This is a genomic window from Amycolatopsis sp. GA6-003, from assembly GCF_046267895.1.
GTDB lineage: Bacteria > Actinomycetota > Actinomycetes > Mycobacteriales > Pseudonocardiaceae > Amycolatopsis.
In genome coordinates this window covers 6347338-6368858 of record NZ_CP176499.1, presented here as the reverse complement: position 1 = coordinate 6368858, position 21521 = coordinate 6347338, and the positions used below count along the sequence as shown (strand labels likewise).

Here is a 21521-nt window from a genome sequence, read left to right as displayed (position 1 = left end):
GTACAGCCGACCCTTTCGGGCGTTGTCAGCGCCCCGGTAGTGGTCTATACCTCTTGAGGTCCGCCTTCTCCGCGACGCGACCGGAGGTATGCCGTGAGGAAGACCCTGTCCAGGGCCGTGCTTGGGGTGACCGTGCTCGGGCTCGCCGCGGTGGGAGTGCCCGGGCCGGCCGCGGCGAGTCCCGCGCCCATCGAACGGCAGGTCACCGACCTCGTTCCGGCGCCGGTGCATGCCGTGGCGAAGGCGGACGCCACCTTCCGGCTCACGCCGCTGACGGTGATCCGCGCCGGCCACGGCACCGGCGAGGTCGCCTCCTACCTGCGCGGCCTGCTGCGGCCCGCGACCGGCTTCCCGCTGCCGGTCGTCCCGATGAGCCCGGGGCTGTCCGCGATCTCGCTCGACCTCGGCCAAGCCGACCCGCGCGTCGGCGACGAGGGATACCAGCTCGACGTCACGAAGAACGGCGTCCGGCTGCGCGCCAACACTTCCGCCGGCCTGTTCACGGGCGTCCAGTCGCTGCGGCAGCTGCTGCCGTCGGCGATCGAGGCGAAGACCGTGCAGCACCGCACGTGGACCATCGCGGGCGGCAGCGTCCTCGACTACCCGCGCTTCGCCCACCGCGGCGCGATGCTCGACGTCGCCCGGCATTTCTTCACGCCCGCGCAGGTGAAGAAGTACATCGACCAGATCGTCCAGTACAAGGTCAACACGCTGCACCTGCACCTCAGCGACGACCAGGGCTGGCGCATCGAGATCAAGAGCTGGCCGAGGCTGGCCACCGAGGGCGGCAAGACCGCGGCCTACGGCGACCCGGGCGGGTACTACACGCAGGAGCAGTACCGCGACATCGTCGCCTACGCCGCGAGCCGGCACGTGACGGTCGTGCCGGAGATCGACATGCCCGGGCACACGAACGCGGCGCAATCGGTGTACGCGGAGCTGAACTGCGACGGGGTTGCCGTTCCGCCGCGCACCGACATCGAGGTCGGCTACAGCTCGCTGTGCATCGATTCGCCTACGACGTACCGATTCGTGGACGACGTGATCCGCGAACTCGCCGCGATCACGCCCGGCAAGTACATCGCGATCGGTGGCGACGAAGCGCATTCGACGTCCGCGGAGGACTACAAGGCCTTCTACGAGAAGGTGACCCCGATGGTCGCCAAGTACGGCAAGCTGGTCACTGGCTGGCACGAGATCGCGAAGACGCCGTTGCCGGCATCAGCCGTGCCGCAGTACTGGGACCAGGGCGGCCCGAACCCGGACCTGGCGGCCGCGGCCGCACGCGGGAACAAGTTCGTCATGTCGCCCGCGAACCACGCCTATCTCGACATGAAGTACACGGAATCGACGAAACTGGGCCAGGATTGGGCCGGCCTGGTCGAGGTCCGCGACGCCTACGAATGGGACCCGGCGGCGCTCGTTCCCGGTGTCGGCGAGAAGTCCGTGGCCGGGGTCGAAGCTCCACTGTGGACGGAAACCATCCGGACCAGCGACGACATCGAGTACATGGCCTTCCCGCGCCTGCCCGGCGTCGCGGAAATCGGCTGGTCGCCGCGAGCGTCCCGGACCTGGGACGGCTACCGCGCCCGAATCGCCAAGCAAGCGCCGCGCTGGGAGGCACAGGGGATCGACTTCTACCGCTCACCGCAGGTCGACTGGAAGTAACCCCTTCGCCCGGTCCACTTTGGACTTGATCCCGTCGCGATAGCCTTCGGGCAGCGAGGCCGACGCCAGCACGCGCTCGGCCAGCTCCAGCATCGCCGCCGGCTCGGGCACCTGCGCGTAATTCGCGGACGCGACGAGAAACGTCTCCGCGACGGTCGGCCCCTCGGCCCGCTCCACGAGGTCGAGCGGCCCGGCCGTCGGGACCGTGCCCGGCCGCAGCACGCGCAGGTACCAGCCGCACCGCTGAGTGCTGATCATCGCGGGAACGACGTCCTTGCGACCGGTCCGCATCGCGAGCTTGAAACACGGATGCCGCGGCTGGGCGACCTGCACGAGCGCGTCGCCCCAGGCCCAGATGTCGCCGATCCGCACGTCGCTCTCGAGCGCGCCGTACACGGAGAGGTTCTCGCCGAAGTCGCCGTGCGCCACGGAGTACCCCTCCGCGGTCCACACCGGATAGTGCTCGATCGGGTAGACGTAGACGGCTTTGTCGGGGCCGCCGTGCACCGAAAGGTCGGCTTGGCGGTCACCGGCGAGGTTGAGTTCGGACAGCTTGAGCTCCGGCGCGTCGACCCGGGTCTTGCGGATGGCACTCAGGACGGCCTTGTCCCGCTGGTGGCCGAGGACGGTCGGTTCGCCCACGTAGACGTCTTTCAGCGACAGCATGGGATGAACCTAGCAAGTGCGTCTGACTATTTGGACGGCTCGGGGAAGGCCGTCAACGCTAGTTCGGGTAACCGGTCGTCAGACTATAGGCGTACACCGTCTCCTCGGCACCCTGTTTGACGAACACCCAGAACGACGAGCCATTCGGTGTCCGGAAACCGTGGTACAGAGCGGAGCGCTGCTTCAAGTCATAGGTCCAGCCGTATCGCTCCGACTTGTCCGCTCCGAACGGCGGAAAGTTGTCGTCCCGAGGCCATTTCAGCCCCGGGTGAGCAGGGTCCGCACCGTACTTCGTCAAAAAGCCGTCCACGCAGGACTTCGATGCCATGAAAGTGAACACCAGATGGTCCCGAAGCCGGGGCTGCACATCGAACCGGAACTCCTTGGTCGGACAGGAGGGCAACGCGATCGCGTACCGCGCCGCGGCCTCTTCCCAGCTCACCCCGTCCTCACTGCCGGGATACGCCCGCGGATCCGGTGGCCCGCTGCATCCAGCCAGCGCGATCGCGGCAACGAGAGCCGTCACCGCCAACCGCGACCTCATCGTTTCCCTTTTTCCAGTTTGTGCTCCCACCACCGTATAGTCCCGGGCCAGTCGTCGACGAACAAACGGCGGCGCCCGGTGAGCGGGAAACACCCACCAGACGCCGCCGCGGCCGACTGGGTTACCCGTTCAGCTCAGCCGACTCCTCGTCGCTGAACAACCGGGACCGGATCAGAAACCGCACCCCCTCCGGTGCCTCCAGCGAGAACCCGCTCCCCCGCCCCGGCACCACGTCGATCGTCAGGTGCGTGTGCTTCCAATACTCGAACTGCGGCCCGGACATCCACACCGGCACCGCGTCGATTCCGGCCACCGTCAGGTCGCCCAAATGCACGTCGCGGGAACCGACCCGGAATTCGCCGGTCGGGTAGCACATCGGGGCGCTGCCGTCGCAGCATCCGCCGGACTGGTGGAACATCACCGGTCCGTGGACGGACACCAGCCGCCGCAGCAGGTCGGCGGCGGCTGGTGTCAGTGCGACTCGTTCGCCCATCAGAAGAAGCCCAGCGCCTGGTCGGAGTAGGAGACCAGCATGTTCTTCGTCTGCTGGTAGTGGTCCAGCATCATCTTGTGGTTCTCGCGGCCGATGCCGGACGCCTTGTAGCCGCCGAAGGCCGCGTGCGCCGGGTAGGCGTGGTAGTTGTTCACCCACACCCGGCCGGCCTGGATGTCGCGGCCCGCGCGGTAGGCGGTGTTGCCGTCGCGCGACCAGACGCCGGCACCGAGGCCGTACAGGGTGTCGTTGGCGATCTTGAGCGCGTCGTCGTAGTCGTCGAACTTCGCCACCGACACCACCGGGCCGAAGATCTCCTCCTGGAAGATGCGCATCTTGTTGTCGCCCTCGAAGACCGTCGGCTGCACGTAGTAGCCGCCGGACAAGTCGCCGCCGAGGTCGGACTGCTCGCCGCCGGTGAGCACCTTCGCGCCCTCCTGCTTGCCGATGTCGATGTAGGACAGGATTTTCTCGAGCTGGTCGTTCGAGGCCTGCGCGCCGATCATCGTCTCGGTGTCGAGCGGGTTGCCCTGCTTGATCTTCTTCACGCGCTCGACCGCGTCGCCGAGGAACCGGTCGTAGATGCCGGACTGGATCAGCGCGCGCGACGGGCAGGTGCAGACCTCGCCCTGGTTCAGCGCGAAGAGCGCGAAACCCTCCTGCGCCTTGTCGTAGAACGCGTCGTTGGCCGCGGCGACGTCGTCGAAGAAGATGTTCGGGCTCTTCCCGCCCAGTTCGACGGTGACCGGGATGATGTTTTCGCTGGCGTACTGGAGAATCAGCCGTCCGGTGGTGGTCTCGCCGGTGAACGCGACCTTGCGCACGCGGTTGCTCGACGCGAGCGGTTTGCCCGCCTCGACACCGAAGCCGTTGACGACGTTCAGCACGCCCGGCGGGATCAGGTCGCCGATGATCGACAGCAGCAGGTGGATCGACGCCGGGGTCTGCTCGGCGGGCTTGAGCACGATCGCGTTGCCCGCGGCCAGCGCGGGGGCGAGTTTCCAGACCGCCATCAGCAGCGGGAAGTTCCACGGGATGATCTGGCCGACGACGCCGAGCGGCTCGTGGAAGTGGTAGGCGACGGTGTTGTCGTCGATCTGCGAAATGCCGCCCTCCTGGGCGCGCAGCGCGCCGGCGAAGTAGCGGAAGTGGTCGATCGCGAGCGGGATGTCCGCGGCGAGGGTCTCGCGGACCGGCTTGCCGTTCTCCCAGGACTCGGCGACCGCGATCTTCTCGAGGTTCTGCTCCATCCGGTCGGCGATCTTGAGCAGGATGTTCGCGCGCTCCTCGGGCGAGGTGCGGCCCCACGCGGGCGCGGCGCCCTCGGCCGCGTCGAGCGCCCGGTCGATGTCGGCCGCCGTGCCGCGGGCGATCTCGGTGAAGGTCTTCCCGGTCACCGGCGTCGGGTTCTCGAAGTACTGCCCGCCGGCCGGCGCGACGTATTCGCCGCCGATGTAGTGGTCGTAGCGGGTCTCGTAGTCGACGACGGAGCCGTCGGTGTTCGGTGCGGCGTATACGGCCATCTTGCCCTGCCTCGTTGCTGGTCGGTGACGGTCGGCGGCGACCGTAGGCCGGGCAACGTTGCGCCGACGTTGCAGCCTTGTGACCAGGGTCTCTACTCTCGTGCACGTGGCAGAGCCGCCCGAACCCGACCTGCTGCGCGATCCGGAGTCGTACGCGCAGCTGCTCCGGCATGTCCGCGAGGCCGTGCTGTCCGGGGCCACGGCGCCGCGTTCGCCGCGCTCGGTGGTGTCCGCGTCGTGGGAACGCTCGCTGGCCGCGCACGTCGACCCGGACGCCGGCGAGGCCCCGCTGATCTGCGAGGCGGACGAGCTCACCGAACTGCGCGCGGAGCATCCGCTGGCCCCGGTGCTGCCGTTGTTGCGCGAGATGCTGGTGAGCATCGCCGACGACGCCGAGCACATGATGATCGTGACCGACGCGAACGGGCTCATCCTGTGGCGCGAGGGCGCGACCGGCGTGCTGCTGCGCGCGGACCGGGTCGCACTCACCGAGGGCACGCGGTGGAGCGAAGAGGCGATCGGCACGAACGCGATGGGCACGACGCTCGCGACCGGGAAGCCGGTGCAGATCTACTCCGCCGAACACCTCGTGCGCCGCTACCACACGTGGACCTGCGCGGCGGCCCCCGTGCGCGACCCGGACACCGGTGCGCTGCTGGGTTCGATCGACGTCAGCGGTCCGCTTCGGACGGTGCATCCGGCGATGTTGTCGCTGGTCACCGCCACCGCACAGCTCGCCGAGGGACGGTTGCGGGCCCAGCTGGCGGTCCGCGACGAGAAGCTGCGGCGGGCCAACATGCCGCACCTGGCGGCACTGCGCGGCCGCCCCGGCGCCCTCCTTTCAGCGGGCGGCCGGGTGCTGGCCGCCGAAGCGTGCACCCTTCCGTCCACTGTGGAGGTACGCAAGGGCGGCGGCACCGTGACGCTGCCGGACGGCCGGATCGCCACCGTCGACCCGCTCGACGAGGGCTACCTGCTGCGGATCGCCACGTCCGGCTCCGCACCCCGGCGGCGGTTGTCCCTCGAATACCTCACCGACGGTCCCGGATCGACCACTGTGGACGGTCGAGATGTGCCGTTCACCTTGCGGCACGCCGAATTGCTGACCCTGCTTGCACTGCAGCCGCGCGGTTTGTCGGCGGAGAAGCTGGCGTTGCAGCTGTACGGCGAGTCCGGCAACCCGGTGACCGTGCGCGCCGAGATCCACCGACTGCGCACCCAGCTCGGCACCGGGGTGTTGCAGACGCGTCCGTACCGCCTCGCCGCCATCGTGGACGCGGATTTCCTGCGCACCAAGGCCGCCCTGCGAGCCGGAGACGCCGCCGCGGCGGTCCGCTCGTTCCAGGGTCCGCTGCTCGCGGAGTCGGAATCGCCCGCGATCCTGGAGGAACGGGAATCGATCAGCGCGCAGGTCCGGCAGCTGGCGTTGAACAGCCGGGACGCGGATACGTTGTGGGCTTTCTGGGAAACCTCCTGCGGTGCCGACGATGTGGCGATTCTGGACGCGTTGTGCGAGGTACTCTCGCCTTCGGACCCACGATTGGCGGCGGTACGCACGCACCGGGCCCGGCTGGGCTGATTCTTACCGCGCCACAGCGGTCTCCCGGATCGCCTCGTCCACCGGAGCCGGGTAGTTCAGCTCCAGATACAACTCCCGCAGCAACAACCCGTCCATGTGCTGCACCGCCAGCCCCGGCTGTTTCCCGCTCAGTCCGTTGAGGAATCCGCCGAGCTTGAACGCGCCGCGCACCAGCCAGGACGGCATCAGCCGCACTCGGCGCGGTCGTCCTGCTGCTGCCGCCAGCCGGGCGAACATGTCCGTCCACTGCAGGTTTTCCTCCGCCACCGGGATGTCCGCGCCCGAAGCCTGCTCCAGCGCATCCACCGTCACGACGCCGACCCCGCGCGCACTCGTCGCCGCGGTCCCGCCGGGTGGCGCGAAGAGCGGCGAGTCAGAACGGACCCACTTCACGATCGGCACCGACCACTGCGGCACCCGATCCTCCGCGACGCCAAAGACGAACGGCACCTCGATCACCGCCACCGGCAACCCGGGCCCCGCCGTTTCGCGCGCGACGCGGGCCTGCTCCAGCCGACTACGCACGTACGGATGCTTCGCGGCCAACCCCCACTCAGGGTGTACGCGGTCGAAGTACGTGTAGTACGACCCAAGCACCGCCGCGCGCGTACAGCCTGCTTCGCGCGCCGCGCGCAACAACGCGGCGACAGGTGCGACGTTGCCCGCGCGCAGCCGAGGCTCCACCGGTCCACGTCCGACCGCACGGTCGTCCATGCCACCCGCGAAGACGACACCGTCGTGTCCCTCGAGCGCTTCGCGCAGTTCGGCGTGCGAAGCCGTCGAGACGTCGAGCGTCCGGTCGACTCCCGCACGTGCGGTACGCGCGACCGCCGTGGCCTCGTGCCCGCGGTTCCGCAGCTCGTCGAGCACGTGCTGGCCCAGCAGACCGCTGCCGCCCACCACCAAGATCTTCATCGGTCCCATCCATTCGGGCTTGTCGTCAGCCGCACTGCATCAGGCAGCGGGCCGCGTCGAACCGGCCTGCCCGCAGATCGTCGGCCCGGATCAGCCAGTACAACATCCCGGCGTCACCCCACCTCATGTCTGTTTCTTCGGCACTGTCGAACTGGGCGAGCAGCACCCAGCGGGCCGCTTCTTCCTTGAGCCGCGGATCGTCCCATCCGTCCTCCAGCACCGCCGCCGCGACCTCGTTCTCCACCGCACCCTGGACCGGCGCGGCGAGGCCGCCGACCTGATGGCGTGGCGTGCCCTGGTTGATTTCCCAAGTCATCTCGCCGAACACATCGGCGCCGGACCGCCAAGGACCAAGGACATCCTTGACCGCTTCGGCCAAGGACGCTCCGCTCGCGACCGTGGTGCGGTCCAGCAGGAGGTGCTCCCGCTCCGGGGCGGTGGCCGCGATCTCCGCGAAAACCTCCCGGCGCGGGTACGGCTCAAGACCGGACGGGGGCGTTCGTTCGGCGACCGGGGTGCCCGCGGGCACGAAGAGCACTCGGTAGCCGTCGGCATCCCGGGGCAAGTGGTCTTCGTCGTCCGCGGAGGCGAAGCGTCCGTCGAAGCAGAAGAACAACAGCGTGCCCGCCTCCGGCAGCGGGATGGTCACGAACTCGCGCGGCAGCGTCGCGCAGTCCACCGCGCCGACGAACGTGAGCGGTCCTCGGTCCGCCCACACCGGCCATTCCATCGCTTCCGGCAGCGCCGGATTACCGCCGAGCTGCCCGACGCGCGGACCCGTGCCCCGGGAAACGAGCCGGATCCCGGGTTGGAACAGCTCGATCCATTTCGCCGCCGCCTCAGCGGGCAGCCGGTCCTGTGCAAGAGTGCTGAGTCGATCTCTCCATGCCGTCACGCTGCCATGGTGGCGCAGGGCACCGACAAAAACGCCCGTGCGGCACCGTCACCTGTTCGGGTCTTTCTCCCAGACCGACACGTGTTTGGTGCTGTCCGCGGTGAATTCCGAGCGGTTCCAGTCCGCCCAGCGGTATTTCAGGCTCATCCCGGCGATGCGCGCCATGAGGTCCAGCTCGGCCGGCCAGGCGTACCGGAAGGGAATTCGGCGGAACCGCCCGGTCCCGTCCGGCGACACGGTGACGTGGTTCGACGTGAACCGCTGCGTGACCACGTCGTACTGGTCGAACCCGACGTAGCCGCCGCCGGGCTCCACCGCGAACGGGACGGTGTCCTGCCCCGGAGGAAGGCGCCGCAGGTCCGGCACGCCCAGCTCGACGAGGAACAACCCGCCCGGCCGCAGATGCGCGGCCGCGTTGCGGAAGACGTCGACCTGCCCTTCCTGCGTGGTCACGTTGCTGATCGTGTTGAACACCAGATAGACCAAGGAAAACTGCCCGGCCAGCCGAGTCGTCGTCATGTCGCCGAGCACGACTTCCACCGCGTCGCCGCCCGGCTTGCCGGCGATCCGCGCCGCCATCGCCCGGCTCAGCTCGATGCCGCTCACCGGCACCCCGCGAGCGGCCAGCGGCGCGGCGATCCGCCCGGTTCCGACGGCGAACTCGAGCACCGGGCCGTCGGCCAGGTCTTCGAGGACGTCCACCGCGGGCGTCACGATCTCGGGCGCGTTCGCACCGCCTGGGTCGTCGTAGCCCGCGGCTACGCTCTCCGGGAACCAGCCGTCCGCCGGGTCGTCTCCCGTGTTCGCCGAACCGGTCATGGTGGCCGACGCTACGCCCGCGGCCATGCGCTCAGCATCCTGTTTTCGCCGCCGAGGAGCACCTCGGCCAGCGCGGTTGTCCCGTGCGCCTAGCTGCACTTCGCCAAGCTCCAGGGATCCTTCACCAGATAGTAGCCATGGCTATAGTTTCCATTTACAGTATCTACATGGAACCAACGCTGGGGTATCTCGTCTGGCGGCTGTCGATGAAATGGCGGTCCTCCGTCGACCGGGCGCTGGCCCCGCTGGGCCTGACGCACGCGCAGTACGTGGTGCTGGCGTCCCTCAGCGGTTTGTCGGCACGCGGCCCGGAGCCGAGTCAGCGCCAGCTCGCGGACCACACCGGCCTGGAGCCGATCTACGTCTCGAAACTGGCCAGGGCACTGGAGAACGCGAAACTCATCGAGCGGCCAGTGCATCCGGACGATCCGCGGGCCGTCCGGCTCGTGCTGACCGAGCGCGGCCGAAAGACGGTCGCCGAGGCCATCGCGATCGTGCAACCGCTCATGGCCGAGCAGACCGCCGGCATCGGCGGACCGAAAGGCAAGCAGGCCAAGGAGTTCCGGGAAACCCTGCTCGCCCTCCTTGGCGAAAACCCCTCACGGTAAGGAATCAGCAATGACCGCGTTCAACGCTCGTACCGTCGTGATCGCCGCCGCCGCTTTGACCGCGCGGCGGGACACCATCCTCGGCCAGGCAGGGCTCAGTTTCGCGGAGTCGCTCGCCCTGCGGGCCGTCGCGGCCGGAGCGGCGACGCCGGAGGAAGTGGCGACCGCCGTCGTGACGCCCAACGTGATCGACGAAGCGCAGGTGTCGGCGGCACTGGAAAAGCTCGCCGCGGCCGGGCTGATCGACGGATCGATCTCCGCGACGACGAAGGGCGAAGCACTCAACGCCCAGCTCAACGCCGCCAACGCGCGTTCGTCCGCCCTGCTGCTCGACGGGATCGACGAGCGGGACTTGGCCGTCGTGACGCGGGTGCTCGAGCTGATCACCGAGCGTTCGGCGACGCCTGTGGCCCTGTAGGCGAATTCCCTTGCCCCGCCGTGCGGAGGAAGGTGTCGGCGACCGGGCACAAGCAGCGCCGCGGCATTCTCTCCGGCGCTCACGCACCCCGAGGTAGACACCGTCTACCCACTTTGATAGACAGTGTCTACAAGATGAACCAGGGGTTACGGAGAGCGGAATGGGTTTCCACACGTTCGTCGCCGTCGGCGACAGCTGCGCGGAGGGGCTGGACGATCCCTACCCGGATCACAGCCAGTACCGCGGCTGGGCGGACTACGTCGCCGGGCGGCTCGCGCGCGACGAGACCGCGTTCCGTTACGCCAATCTGGCCGTTCGCGGACGGCGGCTCGACCAGATCACCGCGGAGCAGCTGCCCGCCGCCGAGCGGCACGGACCCGACCTGATCGCGCTTTTCGGCGGCGGCAACGACGTGATGAGCCGCAGCTGGGACGCCCGCACGGTCGCGCGTCGCGTCGACACCGCGATCCGGCGGTGCACGCAAATCGCGCCGACCGTGGTCACCTTCACCTTGAGCGACATCGCGCATCGCATGCCGCTGGGCGGGCGGATGCGGCCACGGGTCACCGCGCTCAACGACGCCATCCGCGAGGCTTCGGTCAGCTACGGCGCGAAGCTCGTCGACCTCTGGCCGGATCAGGCCGCGCACGATTCGCGGTACTTCGGGCCAGATCGGCTGCACCTGTCGCAGGCCGGGCACTTGCGTGTCGCCGGCCATGTGCTCGACCGGCTCGGCGTCGCGCACGACGGCAGTTGGCTGCAGCCGCTGCCCGGCGCTCCGGCCCCGGGCAGTGCGCTCGCTGACCTGCGCTGGCTGTGGCAGGAAGTGCTGCCGGTCGGGATTACCCGGCTGCGCAACCGCCTCACCGGACGCTCCCCTGGCGACGGCTTCCTGCCGAAGCGCCCGGAGCTGCTGCCGGTGGCCTTCTCCGAAGCTCAGGTATGAGCGCGCGACAGCGGTTGATCCGCACTGCGGCAGACCTGCTCGTCGGCTCCGGCGTCGAGGCCGTGACGTTGCGCGGCATCGCGAAGGCGGCAGGCGTGTCGCACGGTGCGCCGCTTCGCCACTTCTCGGGGCGCGCGGAGCTGCTGTCCGCCGTCGCGACGCTTGGCTTCACACAGCTGCTCGACCGCGGCGCACAGTTGCCCGACGGCACTCCGCGCGAGCGCGTCACGGCTGCCTGTCACGCGTACGTCGACTTCGCGGTCGCCAACCCCGCCATGTTCGAGCTGATGTTCCGTCGCGACCTCATCGACCCGGAAGAGCCAGGGCTGGTCGCGGCCAGCAGTGCCGTCTTCGACACCTTCGCCGAGTTAGTGCGGCTCGACCGCGCCGAAGCGGACGACGACCGACTGCGGCCAGGTACAGATCCACGGTTGGTCGCAGCGTCGCTGTGGGCCGCGTTGCACGGTCTCGCGCAGCTGTGGCTGTGGGGCGGACTGGCCGGAGCCAGCTTCGCGCCTTCGCCGGAATCGGCGTTGGCGGTGACGCTCGACGCGTATCTGGGGTGAAGCTCAGCGGAGAGCCCGGAGCCTCCCCCCCCCCCCCCCCCCCTGGCTCTCCGCCGAACAGCGGGAATGGATGACCATTCAGAGCCGACGGTAATCGCTCGAGCCCTCTCGCGGAATCCGCCGTTGGCCGCACCCGGGGGTAAACCCTGGCGGTAGGCGGCCTGCCGCGAGCGCGGTACGGAATTGGGAAACCGCCGGTCAGGCGGGTAGTTTCGGGCGCGTGAGGCGGATCCTGCGGGCCCGGCCGCTGTGCACGGATTCGCTGCTGGCGGCCGCGGTCGGACTATTCCTTTTCGTCGGCGCGGCCGTGCACCACGGCTCGCTCGGCGACCGTCCGGGACCGTTCGGACTGCTGCTCGCGGCGGCGGGCGCGGTGCCGCTGGCGGTCCGGCGGCGCTACCCGATCAGCGTGCTGCTCGCGGTGACCCTGCTGGTCGGCGCGTTCGCGCTGGCCGGATACCGCGCGACGCTCGGCCGTCCCGACCTGCTGATCGCCGCGTACACGGTGTGGGCGCGTTATCCGGTGCGGCAGGCCTTGCCACCGTCGCTGTTCGCGATGCTCGGTTTCGAGGCCACGATGCTCGTCGGCGACAACTCGAACCCCATCGGCGACACGGTGATCGCGGTGCTGCAAGCGTCCGCGACTGTCCTGATTGGACACTCGGTCTACCTTCGCGGCCTCGCCCTGCACGCGACCACCGAACGGGCGGACCGAGCCGAGCTGGCGGTCGTGGAAGAGCGGCTGCGCATCGCGCGCGAGCTGCACGACGTCGTTTCCCACCACCTGTCGGTGATCTCCGTGCAAGCCAACCTCGCGCGGTACGTCTTCGACTCCGCACCGGACACCGCGCGCGGCGCGCTCGACACGATCACTGGCACGACCACCGAGGCGCTGGACGAACTCCGCCGCCTGCTCAGCGTGCTGCGCCCGCCGCACCACGAGGCGGGTGAGTACCGTCCGCAGCCCGGTCTCGACGAGCTTCCCGCGCTGGTCAGCCGGGTTCGCGAAGCCGGGTTGACGGTGCGGCTGCGGGTCGCTGGAACACCGCGGACGCTGCCGTCGGGCCAGCAGTTGTGCGCGTACCGGGTCGCGCAGGAAGCGCTCACTAATGTCCTCAAGCACGCGCCGGATTCCTTCGCCACGCTGGAGGTCGAGTACCTCGCCGACGCGCTGCGGCTGAGCGTGGCCGACTCCGGCGGCGGACCGCGCGCCGACGGCAATCCCGCCGGTCACGGCCTCGTCGGCATGCGGGAGCGGGCGCGTATGTACGGTGGCGAGATCGAAATCGGACCTCGCGAACCGGCGGGGTTCGAAGTGGTGCTGACCCTCCCGTACCCGGACCGGATCGGCGGAGAACCGAAGTGACCAGTGTGCTCGTGGTGGACGACCAGGATCTCGTCCGCGCCGGCCTCGTCGCGCTGCTCGACGCCGCGCCGGGCGTCGAAGTCGTCGGCGAGGCGCGAGACGGGCTGCAGGCCGTCGAGGAAGCGGCGCGGGTGCGGCCCGAGGTGATCCTGATGGACATCCGGCTGCCCAGCCTCGACGGAGTGTCGGCCACCGCGCGCATCCTCGCCGGGCCGGACAAACCGCGGGTGCTGATCCTGACTGTCTTCGACCTCGACGAGTACGTATACCGCGCGCTTCGGGCCGGTGCGGCCGGATTTCTGCTCAAGGACAGCCCGCCGGAGACGCTGATCTCCGGCATCCAGGCGGCAGCGCGCGGAGATATGCTGTTCGGCCCGACGATCACGCGACGGCTGGTCGAGGCGTACACGAGCGCGCCGCCCGCCGAACCCGCACCGGAACTGAGCGGCCTGACCGAACGCGAACGCGAGGTGCTCCGCCTGGTGGGCACGGGGATGCCGAACGCGGAGATCGCGGCTCGGCTGCTGGTCAGCGAGGCGACGGTGAAGACGCATCTCAACCGGCTGATGCCCAAGCTCGGGATCTCCAGCCGGGCACAGGCGGTGGTGGTCGCTTACGAAACCGGGCTCGTCCGGCCCGGACGGTAACCGAACTCGTTGCGCAGCACCCGTTCCGCCGCGTGGTTACCGGCCATTCCGTGCACTCCCGGGCCGGGCGGGGTCGCGGCTGAGCACAGGTACACGCCGCGCAGCGGGGTGCGGTACGGGTCCCAGCGCAGGACCGGCCGACCCAGTATCTGACGCAGCGTGACCGCCGCGGCCGCGATGTCTCCGCCGACGTAATTCGCGTTGTACGTCTCGAAATCGCTCGCCGGGATCGCGCGCGAGGCGAGGATCGTGTCGCGGAAACCGGGCGCGAAGCGTTCGATGCGGCGGATGATCGCGGCGGTCGGGTCGAGCGGATCTCCGTGCGGGACATGGGCGTAGGCCCAGATCGGCTGCTTGCCCGGGAGACCTCGGGACGGGTCGGCGGCCATCGGCTGGGAGAGAAGCACGAACGGATCCCGCGCCCGCTTCCCCGCGGCTACCGCGTTTTCCGCCGCGTACACCTCGGCCCTGGTCCCTCCGATATGGACAGTGCCGGCGCGGGCGAGTTCCCTTTCGCGCCAAGGGATCGCTTCGGAGACCAGGAAGTCGACCTTCGCCGCTGCCGGTCCGTAACGGACTTTCTCCAGCGCGCGGCGGTACTGCGGCGGCAACAACGGCCCGGCTAGCTCCAGGACGCCTTTGGGCGCTACGTCCAGCAGTACGGCGCGCGCGTGCGCTAACTCGCGTACGTCGGCAACGCGCGTGTTGGTGTGTACGCGACCACCGTGGGTCTCGATGTCGGCGACGAGCGCGTCGGTGATGCGTTGCGAACCACCGCGGGGAATCGGCCAGCCTGTGGTGTGCGCGAGATGGCTCAGCAGGACCACGATGCCGCCACCGATGAGTGACGGCAGTTTGCCGAGCGCGTGGGCCTCAACCCCAGCGACGAGCGCTGCCGCTTCCTTGCTCCGGAAGGAATTCGCTGCGAGGGCGCGCGTCGCGATGTACGCCGCCGTACGCGGACGCGGTGGGTGGCGAAGGTCGCCGAGGAGCGCTTCGGTGATCTCGGCGGAGTGCTCGATCAGCGGTGCCATGAAGCGCCGCCACCGCGCACCGTCGGCTCCTAGCCGGGCACAGGTGCGGTCGAGGTCCGTGTACGCGATAGCGGTGGTCTTCTCGTCGATCGGGTGCGCGTACGGGATTTCGGGACTGCAGAGGTCAAGCTCGAACTGCCGGAGAAACGGCGAAGCCGCCGCCATCGGGTGGACCGCGGAGCAGATGTCATGGACAACGTCAGCGTCGAACAACCGCTTCGACCGCGCCCCGCCGCCCGGCTCGTCCGCCGCCTCGTACACCTCGACCGACAACCCGGCCCGCGCGAGCACCACGGCCGCGGCCAGGCCGTTCGGGCCCGAGCCGACGACCGCGACGTCCAGCGTGACCGGCGGAGACACGTCCCGAGCCTACGGCTGCGACGAACCGGGCGCCCAGTGTCACTCCCGAACATCTGATCGAATATTGTCGTACCCCACGCCTATCGTGCACCCCATGCCGGTCCGCACGGGCCGCGCCTGCTGGAGAGGGGGGTCATGCCCGACCACGACACGTTGCTGGAGCGCGTGCGGAAGCTGCTGGCCAAGGCCGAGGACCCGGCCGTCACGCCCGCCGAAGCCGAGCTGTACAACACCAAAGCCGCGCAGCTGATCGCGCGGCACGGGATCGACAACGCGATGCTCGCCGCGTCCGGGCAGAGCGGCGACGACATCACGGTGCTGAAGCTGCCGATCTCCAATCCGTACAGCCGCGACAAAGCCAGCCTGCTCACCAGCATCGCGTATCCGTTGCGCTGCCGGACCTTGCTGCACCGAGCCGGCCAAGGGGTCGAAGAGGTCACCGTGTTCGGCTTCCGCACCGACCTCGCGCGCGTCGAGCTGCTGTTCACCAGCCTGTTGCTGCAGGCGAGCACGCAACTCGCGCGGGTGCGCCCGGAGGAGCGGGTGTTCCGCGAATCGCTGGCGGCGTACCGGCGGACGTGGCTGCACGGCTTCGCGCGCGCGGTGCACGAGCGGCTGACCGCGGCGGAGGAGAACGCGGCGCGGACGTATTCCGATGTCGCCGGCGGAAAGTCGGCGGAGCTGGTGGTGCGGGACCGGACGGCGCTGGTGCAGCAAGCCTTCGACCGCGAGTACGGCGACCTGCGCTCGGCGGCCCCGCGACGGTTGTCGGGGTCGGGGTATCGGGAAGGGCACCGGGCCGGAACCCGGGCGAATCTCGACCCGGCGGCGCTCGGGCGGCGGCGGTCGGCGCTTCCGGTGCGATGAGTTGACGTGGATGTCGTGATCCGCGTCGAAGACCTTGCCACTCGGCCGGAGCTGCGCGTTCCCGCGCTCCAGCTGGGATTCGTCGGCGGCGAGTTCCTCGGCCGGGGTTTCACCGCCGGGCTGGCCAGTTCGCAGCGGATCGCCGCGCATTGGCCGGAGTTCTTCCTGGTCCTGCTCGACGAAGACGTTCCGGTCGCGCGAGCAGCGGCGATCCCAGTTGCCTTCCCAGCCCCGGAACGACCCGAACTGCCTGACCACGGCTGGGACGGCGCCCTCGTCTGGGCCGCCGAAGACCACCTGGACGGACGGGTGCCCACCACGCTGGTCGCGCTGGAGGTGTACGTCGCGGAATCGGCGCGCGGGCAAGGCATTGCCGCGCAGGCGCTCGTGGAGTTGAAGAACCGGGCGCGCCGGGCCGGCCTTTCCCGGCTGGTCGTGCCGGTGCGGCCGACCGGCAAGCCGCCTTTGGAGTCCATTGTGGACTACCTCGGCCGGGGAACCGACCCCTGGCTGCGCAGTCACGAGCGGCTCGGCGCGGAGTTCCGGAAGATCGCGCCGTTCGCGATGACCGTCACCGGCACGCTCGCCCAGTGGGAGCAGTGGACCGGCATCCGGCTCAAGGACGGCCACACCGTCGTACCCGGCGGAATCGCGCCAGTGCTGGCGTCGACGGAACAAGACCTGGGCGTGTACGTCGAGCCGAACGTCTGGTACGAACACCCGCTCTAAGCCTGCTCCCAACCAGGCAGCCAAACCCCTTCGCCCGGCTCCGGCCCAGTCACCAGGTACTCGCACAGTTTCCGCACGTCCGGATGCGCGGCCTCGCGCCGCCACAGCAGGGACATCGGGTACACCGGCGTCGGGTCGACCACCAGTACCCGGCGGAGGTCGTACTCGTCCGGCCAGAAGTACCGCGAGCCAGCGCCCACGAACGTCGACAGCTCCGCCGACGTCGCGAGTTCGTCCAGCATCGTTTCGTTGCCGAAAACCGGGCCCGACACGTCGATGGTCAGGTCGAACGCCTCGGCCAGCTCCGCGTAGTACGCGCCCCATTCCGTGCTCGCCGACAGCCCCGGCATCCAGATCCGGTGGCCGACCAGTTTCGCGATCGGCACCGACGGCAGGTCCGCGAACGGATGGCGCGGGCCGACGAGCAGCTCGTGCGCGTCGTAGTCCACTACGGCGCTCGTCACGCCGCCGGGCAGGTCGCGTTTCCGCACTCCGCGGAAGGCCGCGTCGACCGAACCGGCCGCGACCGCGGCGACGGCGGCGTCGAAGCTCAGCTCGGCACCGGTGGTCACGACCTCCAGCTCCACTTCCGGGAACGCCCGATGGAAACTCAGCGCCAGCTGCGCCGACTTGGTCCGGCGGTTCAGCACGTCCACCCGCAGCGGCCGCTTCTCCGGACGCACCGCGGCGAGCGCGCTCTTCTCCGCATCGAGCAACACGCGCGCGTGCGGCAGGAACGCCTCGCCGTCGCTGCTCAACCGGGCCCCGCGCGCGGTCCGGGTGAACAGCCGCACCCCGAGTTCGCGCTCCAGCGCACCGACCCGCTTGGACACTGCTTGCTGCGTGATCCCCAGCTCCGCGGCCGCTTCCTGGAACTGCCCTCCGTCCACGACGGCGACGAAGGTCCGCACGAATTCCAGCTCCACGGGGCAATCCTAAGCGCTCCGGCCGCCGGTCGCGGAGCCTTGCCTTAACCCCGCTACTTGTCTGAGGAGTTGTGTTACGCTCCGGCTCGATGTTCACGCGCTTCCTTCTCCTTCGCCGCCACGGCGGGGCCTGACCGGACCGGCCCCCCGCCGTGGGGCAAGCACGCGCGCCGGTCGGCTTTCGACCACCAGAGAAGGACCGCCAGATGAACACCGCGTGGAACCGGCAGCGCCCCTCCCGCATGCCCTCGCACCGCTACCGCGACGTCTACCAGCGCGTCGACGTCCCCCATACCGGCCGCGCCTGGCCCGGCAACCGGATCGCCCAAGCCCCGCTCTGGGTGCCGGTCGACCTGCGCGACGGCAACCAGGCGCTGGCCGAACCGATGGACCCGGCCCGCAAACGCCGGTTCTTCGAGCTGCTGATCAGCATGGGGTACAAGGAAATCGAGGTCGGCTACCCGTCCGCCTCGCAGACCGACTACGACTTCGTCCGGCTGCTCGCCGACACCGATCTGGCCCCGGACGACGTCACCATCGTCGTGTTCACCCCGGCGCGGCGCGACCTGATCGAGCGCACCGTGGAATCCGTCCGAGGCATCCGCAACGACGTCGTGATCCACCTGTACACCGCCACCGCGCCGACCTGGCGCACCGTGGTCCTCGGCCACGATCAGGCGTCGCTGAAAGAACTGATCCTCGACGGCGCCCGCGACGTCCTGCGCACGGCCGGCAACCTGCCGAACGTCCGCTTCGAGTTCTCCCCCGAGGTCTTCAACCTCACCGAACCCGACTACGTCCTGGAGGTCTGCGACGCGGTCACTGAGACCTGGCAGGCCAGCCCAGACCGTCCGGTGATCCTGAACCTGCCGGCGACCGTCGAGATCGCGACGCCCAATGTGTACGCCGACCAGATCGAGTACATGCACCGCAACCTCGCGCGCCGCGATTCGGTGATCCTGTCCGTGCACCCGCACAACGACCGCGGCACCGGCGTCGCCTGCGCAGAACTCGCCGTGCTGGCCGGCGCCGAACGCGTCGAGGGCTGCATTTTCGGCAACGGCGAGCGCACCGGCAATGTCGACCTGGCGACACTCGCACTCAACCTGCACGCGCAGGGCATCGACCCGATGATCGACTTCTCGGACATCGACGAGATCCGCCGCACCGTCGAGTACTGCAACCGGATCGAAGTCCACGCCCGGCACCCGTACGTCGGCGACCTCGTGCACACCGCGTTCAGCGGCACCCATCAGGACGCGATCAAGAAGGGCTTCGCCGAACATCACGCACGCGCCGCGGAAACCGGCGTGCCCGCCCACGAACTGGATTGGCGCGTCCCGTACCTGCCGATCGACCCGGCCGACCTCGGTCGCGACTACGCCGCGGTGATCCGGGTGAACTCGCAGTCCGGCAAGGGCGGAATCGCCTACCTGCTGGAAAGCGAGTACGGCATCACGCTGCCGCGCCGGCTGCAGATCGACTTCGCACGCCGCGTCCAAGGCCACACCGACGATTCCGGACACGAGGTGACCGCGACCGAACTGTGGCAGCTCTTCGAGTCCGCCTACCTCCAGCCGAATCCGGCAATCACGTTGTCCCGCTTCGAAAACTCGGCCGACGAGCACACCAGCATCACTCTGCGCGTGGACGGGGCCGAGCACACCAGCACGCACACCGGAACCGGGCCGGTCGAGGCGCTCACCGCGGCGCTCAGCGAGCACGGGCGGAAGGTGGACATCGTGGCTTTGCACCAGACGAGCATCGGTTCGGGCAACGACAGCGAAGCGTTGACTTTGCTGGAATACCGCACCGACAGCGGTACCCAGTGGACTGCCGGGCGCGATCGTTCGGTGCTCGCGGCCAGCTTGACCGCGGTGGTGAACGCCGCCTGACCGCGGCAGCGGTGCGAGCGCAGACCGCACTGCGCTCGCACCGTTCTCAGCCGGTGCCGCGAAGGAACGCCAGCACCGCCAGCACTCGCCGGTTCGCGTCGTCCGTCGGCGGGAGGTCGAGTTTCGACAGAATGCTCCCGACGTGCTTGCCGACCGCGGCGTCGGACACCACCAGCCGCCGGGCGATCGCCGCGTTGGAATGGCCCTCGGCGATCAGCGAAAGGACCTCTCGCTCCCGCGCCGACAACCGGGCGAGCGGGTCGGCCCGCCGGCGCAGCAGCTGGCGCACCACCTGCGGATCCACCGCCGTCCCGCCGTCGACAACCTGGCGCAGCGTCCCGGCGAACTCCTCGACGTCGACCACCCGGTCCTTCAGCAGGTAGCCGACCCCGCGTCCTTCGGCGGAGTCGAGCAGTTCGGCCGCGTGGTGGTGTTCGACGTACTGGCTCAGCACCACCACGGCCAACTCCGGCCGCGTGCGCCGCAGCTCGACCGCGGCACGCAGCCCCTCGTCCGCATGCCCGGGCGGCATCCGGATGTCGGTGAGCACGAGGTCCGGATCGTGCTCGCGCACGGCGGCGTGCAGCCCCTCGGCGTCGCCGACCGCGGCGACGACCTCGAAGCCGAACCGCTCCAGCAGACCGCACAATCCCTCGCGCAGCAGCACCTCGTCCTCGGCGAGGACGACCCGCATCGGCTCTTCCTTCAGCACGGCAGCTCCACTCGCACGACCGTCGGCCCGCCGACGGGACTCCGCACCCACATCCGTCCGCCCAGCACGGCCACCCGGTCGCTCAACCCGGTGATCCCCGTGCCACGCGAAGGATCAGCACCGCCCGCTCCGTTGTCCCATACCTCAATGGTAAGAACCCGACCGACAATTTTGGCGGTCACCGACGCGCAGCTGGCCGCGGAATGCTTGGCGACGTTGGTCAGCGACTCAGCCACCACGAAGTACGCGGTGGATTCCACCGGCTCCGGCAACCGCGCCGGCACCGCCACGTCCACGGTGACCGGCACCGCGCAGCCGTCGGCGAGTTCCTCCAGCGCGGCGGGCAAACCGAGTTCGGCGAGTGCCCGCGGGTGGATTCCATTGATCAGCTCTCGCAGTTCGACCATCAGCTTCTTGGCCTGGTCATGCGCGTCCGACACTGCCTTCGCCGCTGCCGAATCCGGCGGCAGATCGACCTTCGCGAGTCCCAGCTGCAGGCTCAGCCCGACCAGCCGCTGCTGCGCGCCGTCGTGCAGATCGCGTTCGATGCGCTTGCGTTCCGCGTCGAACGCCGACAGCAGCCGGGTGCGGGATTGCGACACCTCGGTCAGCTCGCCGCGGAGCTTCTCGGCGGCGCCGTCGGTGAGCAGTGAACGGGCCAGCATCGCGTGCAAGCCAGCGAATCCGGACAGCAGATAGCCCGACAGAACGAGCAGCACCACGCCGGCCAGCGCGTACGGCACTGCCCCTTCCGGAGTGGAAACCACAGTGAAGCCAACGGAAATCGTGTCGTCATCGCTGACGAGCAACGGGCTGGCCACCAGAACCACGGCGAACAACGCGACCATGCCAGCCACCGAATAAAGTGCTGGAATCGCGGTGCACAACAGAACCGCGTACCCGAGTTCGCGCCACGAGGCCGGTTCCGTGTACCGCGCCCGCAGCCGGGGCCACCAGCCTGGTTCGCTCACCGGTCCAAACGGGACAGGCACCGGGTTGAGGTCGACCATGCGCAGCCGCTGCCGTTCGACGCCGGCGACCACCGCCGCCCACGCCGGGCCCGCGCCCAGGAACACCAGCATTCCGAACACCGAGGCCACCGCGACAAGTCCGAGATCGGAGGTCTGCCCGTGCACGACGCGGTTGACCAGCACCGCGAGCGGCAGCAGGCAGAACCCGAACGGCAGGCCGAACAGCAGCGTCATCGGGCCGGTGCTGAGCCCGTACAGCAGCGCCCGCCACGGCCAGGAGGAAATCAGGAACGTCCGATGTGCCAAGGCATCGAGCACAGTGCGCGGTTTCGCTGGTGGAGAGACGGTAGCCACGAGATCCAGGTTAGCCAGCG

Annotated in this window: 22 protein-coding genes; 11 read left to right on the top strand and 11 right to left on the bottom strand. The window is 69.4% G+C overall.

The window, feature by feature from the left end; all coding sequences use genetic code 11:
- The first annotated feature begins 93 nt into the window (after positions 1 to 93).
- Positions 94 to 1668: a beta-N-acetylhexosaminidase gene (locus F9C12_RS29055; RefSeq protein WP_409462475.1), complete on the top strand. Its 1575-nt coding sequence runs from the start codon at positions 94 to 96 to the stop codon at positions 1666 to 1668.
- Here the strand turns inward: F9C12_RS29055 and F9C12_RS29050 are convergent.
- The 4 genes from F9C12_RS29050 to adh all read right to left on the bottom strand — a co-directional run bounded on the left by F9C12_RS29050 (position 1645) and on the right by adh (position 4894).
- Complete coding sequence (locus F9C12_RS29050; protein ID WP_409462474.1) at positions 1645 to 2334, bottom strand: MOSC domain-containing protein; 690 nt, start codon at positions 2332 to 2334, stop codon at positions 1645 to 1647. The two genes, F9C12_RS29055 and F9C12_RS29050, sit on opposite strands and share 24 nt — an antisense overlap.
- 58 nt (positions 2335 to 2392) lie before the next feature.
- Positions 2393 to 2860, bottom strand: coding sequence for a hypothetical protein (locus F9C12_RS29045; protein ID WP_409462473.1), 468 nt, complete (start codon positions 2858 to 2860; stop codon positions 2393 to 2395).
- A gap of 139 nt (positions 2861 to 2999) precedes the next feature.
- Positions 3000 to 3371 (bottom strand): DUF779 domain-containing protein, encoded by a 372-nt coding sequence (locus F9C12_RS29040; protein ID WP_409184944.1) that lies wholly within the window; start codon positions 3369 to 3371, stop codon positions 3000 to 3002.
- Positions 3371 to 4894, bottom strand: a complete 1524-nt coding sequence (gene adh, locus F9C12_RS29035) for an aldehyde dehydrogenase (RefSeq protein ID WP_409184943.1) — start codon at positions 4892 to 4894, stop codon at positions 3371 to 3373. Before adh ends, F9C12_RS29040 begins: the two co-directional genes overlap by 1 nt.
- 100 nt (positions 4895 to 4994) lie before the next feature.
- Between adh and F9C12_RS29030 the strand changes: the two genes are divergently transcribed.
- The gene (locus tag F9C12_RS29030; protein WP_409462472.1) at positions 4995 to 6473 is read left to right on the top strand and encodes a GAF domain-containing protein; all 1479 of its coding nucleotides are present in this window, start codon (positions 4995 to 4997) and stop codon (positions 6471 to 6473) included.
- A 3-nt stretch (positions 6474 to 6476) separates the two neighbouring features.
- Here the strand turns inward: F9C12_RS29030 and F9C12_RS29025 are convergent, their stop codons facing one another.
- From F9C12_RS29025 to F9C12_RS29015, 3 genes are read right to left on the bottom strand one after another with little or no spacing between them, the layout of a single operon-like run.
- Positions 6477 to 7388, bottom strand: coding sequence for an NAD-dependent epimerase/dehydratase family protein (locus F9C12_RS29025; RefSeq protein WP_409462471.1), 912 nt, complete (start codon positions 7386 to 7388; stop codon positions 6477 to 6479).
- Between the two features lie 25 nt (positions 7389 to 7413).
- A complete protein-coding gene (locus F9C12_RS29020) occupies positions 7414 to 8283 on the bottom strand; it encodes a YwqG family protein (protein ID WP_409462470.1) in 870 nt (289 codons plus the stop codon).
- Positions 8284 to 8331: 48 nt separating this feature from the next.
- Positions 8332 to 9102: a class I SAM-dependent DNA methyltransferase gene (locus F9C12_RS29015; RefSeq protein WP_409467096.1), complete on the bottom strand. Its 771-nt coding sequence runs from the start codon at positions 9100 to 9102 to the stop codon at positions 8332 to 8334.
- 167 nt (positions 9103 to 9269) lie between these two features.
- Between F9C12_RS29015 and F9C12_RS29010 the strand changes: the two genes are divergently transcribed.
- The 6 genes from F9C12_RS29010 to F9C12_RS28985 all read left to right on the top strand — a co-directional run bounded on the left by F9C12_RS29010 (position 9270) and on the right by F9C12_RS28985 (position 13653).
- A complete protein-coding gene (locus tag F9C12_RS29010) occupies positions 9270 to 9710 on the top strand; it encodes a MarR family winged helix-turn-helix transcriptional regulator (protein WP_409462469.1) in 441 nt (146 codons plus the stop codon).
- A gap of 10 nt (positions 9711 to 9720) precedes the next feature.
- Complete coding sequence (locus tag F9C12_RS29005) at positions 9721 to 10128, top strand: hypothetical protein (RefSeq protein ID WP_409462468.1); 408 nt, start codon at positions 9721 to 9723, stop codon at positions 10126 to 10128.
- A gap of 160 nt (positions 10129 to 10288) precedes the next feature.
- The gene (locus F9C12_RS29000; protein ID WP_409462467.1) at positions 10289 to 11074 is read left to right on the top strand and encodes an SGNH/GDSL hydrolase family protein; all 786 of its coding nucleotides are present in this window, start codon (positions 10289 to 10291) and stop codon (positions 11072 to 11074) included.
- Positions 11071 to 11640 (top strand): TetR/AcrR family transcriptional regulator, encoded by a 570-nt coding sequence (locus F9C12_RS28995; RefSeq protein ID WP_409184936.1) that lies wholly within the window; start codon positions 11071 to 11073, stop codon positions 11638 to 11640. Before F9C12_RS29000 ends, F9C12_RS28995 begins: the two co-directional genes overlap by 4 nt.
- A gap of 220 nt (positions 11641 to 11860) precedes the next feature.
- On the top strand, positions 11861 to 13006 hold the full coding sequence (locus tag F9C12_RS28990) for a sensor histidine kinase (RefSeq protein ID WP_409462466.1): 1146 nt from the start codon (positions 11861 to 11863) through the stop codon (positions 13004 to 13006).
- Complete coding sequence (locus F9C12_RS28985) at positions 13003 to 13653, top strand: response regulator (RefSeq protein WP_409462465.1); 651 nt, start codon at positions 13003 to 13005, stop codon at positions 13651 to 13653. The genes F9C12_RS28990 and F9C12_RS28985 overlap by 4 nt, the downstream gene beginning before the upstream one ends.
- Here F9C12_RS28985 and F9C12_RS28980 read toward each other — a convergent pair.
- The gene (locus F9C12_RS28980) at positions 13620 to 15047 is read right to left on the bottom strand and encodes a phytoene desaturase family protein (RefSeq protein WP_409462464.1); all 1428 of its coding nucleotides are present in this window, start codon (positions 15045 to 15047) and stop codon (positions 13620 to 13622) included. The two genes, F9C12_RS28985 and F9C12_RS28980, sit on opposite strands and share 34 nt — an antisense overlap.
- 135 nt (positions 15048 to 15182) lie before the next feature.
- On the opposite strand from F9C12_RS28980, the gene F9C12_RS28975 reads away from it, so the two are divergent.
- Positions 15183 to 15914: a DUF2786 domain-containing protein gene (locus F9C12_RS28975; RefSeq protein WP_409184932.1), complete on the top strand. Its 732-nt coding sequence runs from the start codon at positions 15183 to 15185 to the stop codon at positions 15912 to 15914.
- 15 nt (positions 15915 to 15929) lie between these two features.
- A complete protein-coding gene (locus tag F9C12_RS28970) occupies positions 15930 to 16643 on the top strand; it encodes a GNAT family N-acetyltransferase (RefSeq protein WP_409467095.1) in 714 nt (237 codons plus the stop codon).
- Here the strand turns inward: F9C12_RS28970 and F9C12_RS28965 are convergent.
- Entirely contained in the window at positions 16640 to 17569 is a 930-nt protein-coding gene (locus F9C12_RS28965) for a LysR family transcriptional regulator (RefSeq protein ID WP_409462463.1), read from the bottom strand. The genes F9C12_RS28970 and F9C12_RS28965 overlap by 4 nt on opposite strands.
- Before the next feature lie 206 nt (positions 17570 to 17775).
- On the opposite strand from F9C12_RS28965, the gene F9C12_RS28960 reads away from it, so the two are divergent.
- On the top strand, positions 17776 to 19464 hold the full coding sequence (locus F9C12_RS28960; protein WP_409462462.1) for a 2-isopropylmalate synthase: 1689 nt from the start codon (positions 17776 to 17778) through the stop codon (positions 19462 to 19464).
- Positions 19465 to 19510: 46 nt separating this feature from the next.
- Here F9C12_RS28960 and F9C12_RS28955 read toward each other — a convergent pair whose 3' ends face one another.
- On the bottom strand, positions 19511 to 20158 hold the full coding sequence (locus tag F9C12_RS28955) for a response regulator (protein WP_409467094.1): 648 nt from the start codon (positions 20156 to 20158) through the stop codon (positions 19511 to 19513).
- An 11-nt stretch (positions 20159 to 20169) separates the two neighbouring features.
- On the bottom strand, positions 20170 to 21501 hold the full coding sequence (locus F9C12_RS28950; RefSeq protein ID WP_409462461.1) for a sensor histidine kinase: 1332 nt from the start codon (positions 21499 to 21501) through the stop codon (positions 20170 to 20172).
- Positions 21502 to 21521: the final 20 nt, after the last annotated feature.

Excerpts from the sequence above, each read along its gene's own strand:
- F9C12_RS28975 (WP_409184932.1), top strand. The coding sequence starts at position 15,183 with ATGCCCGACCACGACACGTTGCTGGAGCGCGTGCGGAAGCTGCTGGCC.
- F9C12_RS29005 (WP_409462468.1), top strand. The coding sequence starts at position 9,721 with ATGACCGCGTTCAACGCTCGTACCGTCGTGATCGCCGCCGCCGCTTTG.
- adh (WP_409184943.1), bottom strand. The coding sequence starts at position 4,894 with ATGGCCGTATACGCCGCACCGAACACCGACGGCTCCGTCGTCGACTAC.
- F9C12_RS29040 (WP_409184944.1), bottom strand. The coding sequence starts at position 3,371 with ATGGGCGAACGAGTCGCACTGACACCAGCCGCCGCCGACCTGCTGCGG.
- F9C12_RS29015 (WP_409467096.1), bottom strand. The coding sequence starts at position 9,102 with ATGACCGGTTCGGCGAACACGGGAGACGACCCGGCGGACGGCTGGTTC.
- F9C12_RS28960 (WP_409462462.1), top strand. The coding sequence starts at position 17,776 with ATGAACACCGCGTGGAACCGGCAGCGCCCCTCCCGCATGCCCTCGCAC.
- F9C12_RS29000 (WP_409462467.1), top strand. The coding sequence starts at position 10,289 with ATGGGTTTCCACACGTTCGTCGCCGTCGGCGACAGCTGCGCGGAGGGG.
- F9C12_RS28955 (WP_409467094.1), bottom strand. The coding sequence starts at position 20,158 with ATGCGGGTCGTCCTCGCCGAGGACGAGGTGCTGCTGCGCGAGGGATTG.
- F9C12_RS29010 (WP_409462469.1), top strand. The coding sequence starts at position 9,270 with ATGGAACCAACGCTGGGGTATCTCGTCTGGCGGCTGTCGATGAAATGG.
- F9C12_RS29050 (WP_409462474.1), bottom strand. The coding sequence starts at position 2,334 with ATGCTGTCGCTGAAAGACGTCTACGTGGGCGAACCGACCGTCCTCGGC.
- F9C12_RS28995 (WP_409184936.1), top strand. The coding sequence starts at position 11,071 with ATGAGCGCGCGACAGCGGTTGATCCGCACTGCGGCAGACCTGCTCGTC.
- F9C12_RS29025 (WP_409462471.1), bottom strand. The coding sequence starts at position 7,388 with ATGAAGATCTTGGTGGTGGGCGGCAGCGGTCTGCTGGGCCAGCACGTG.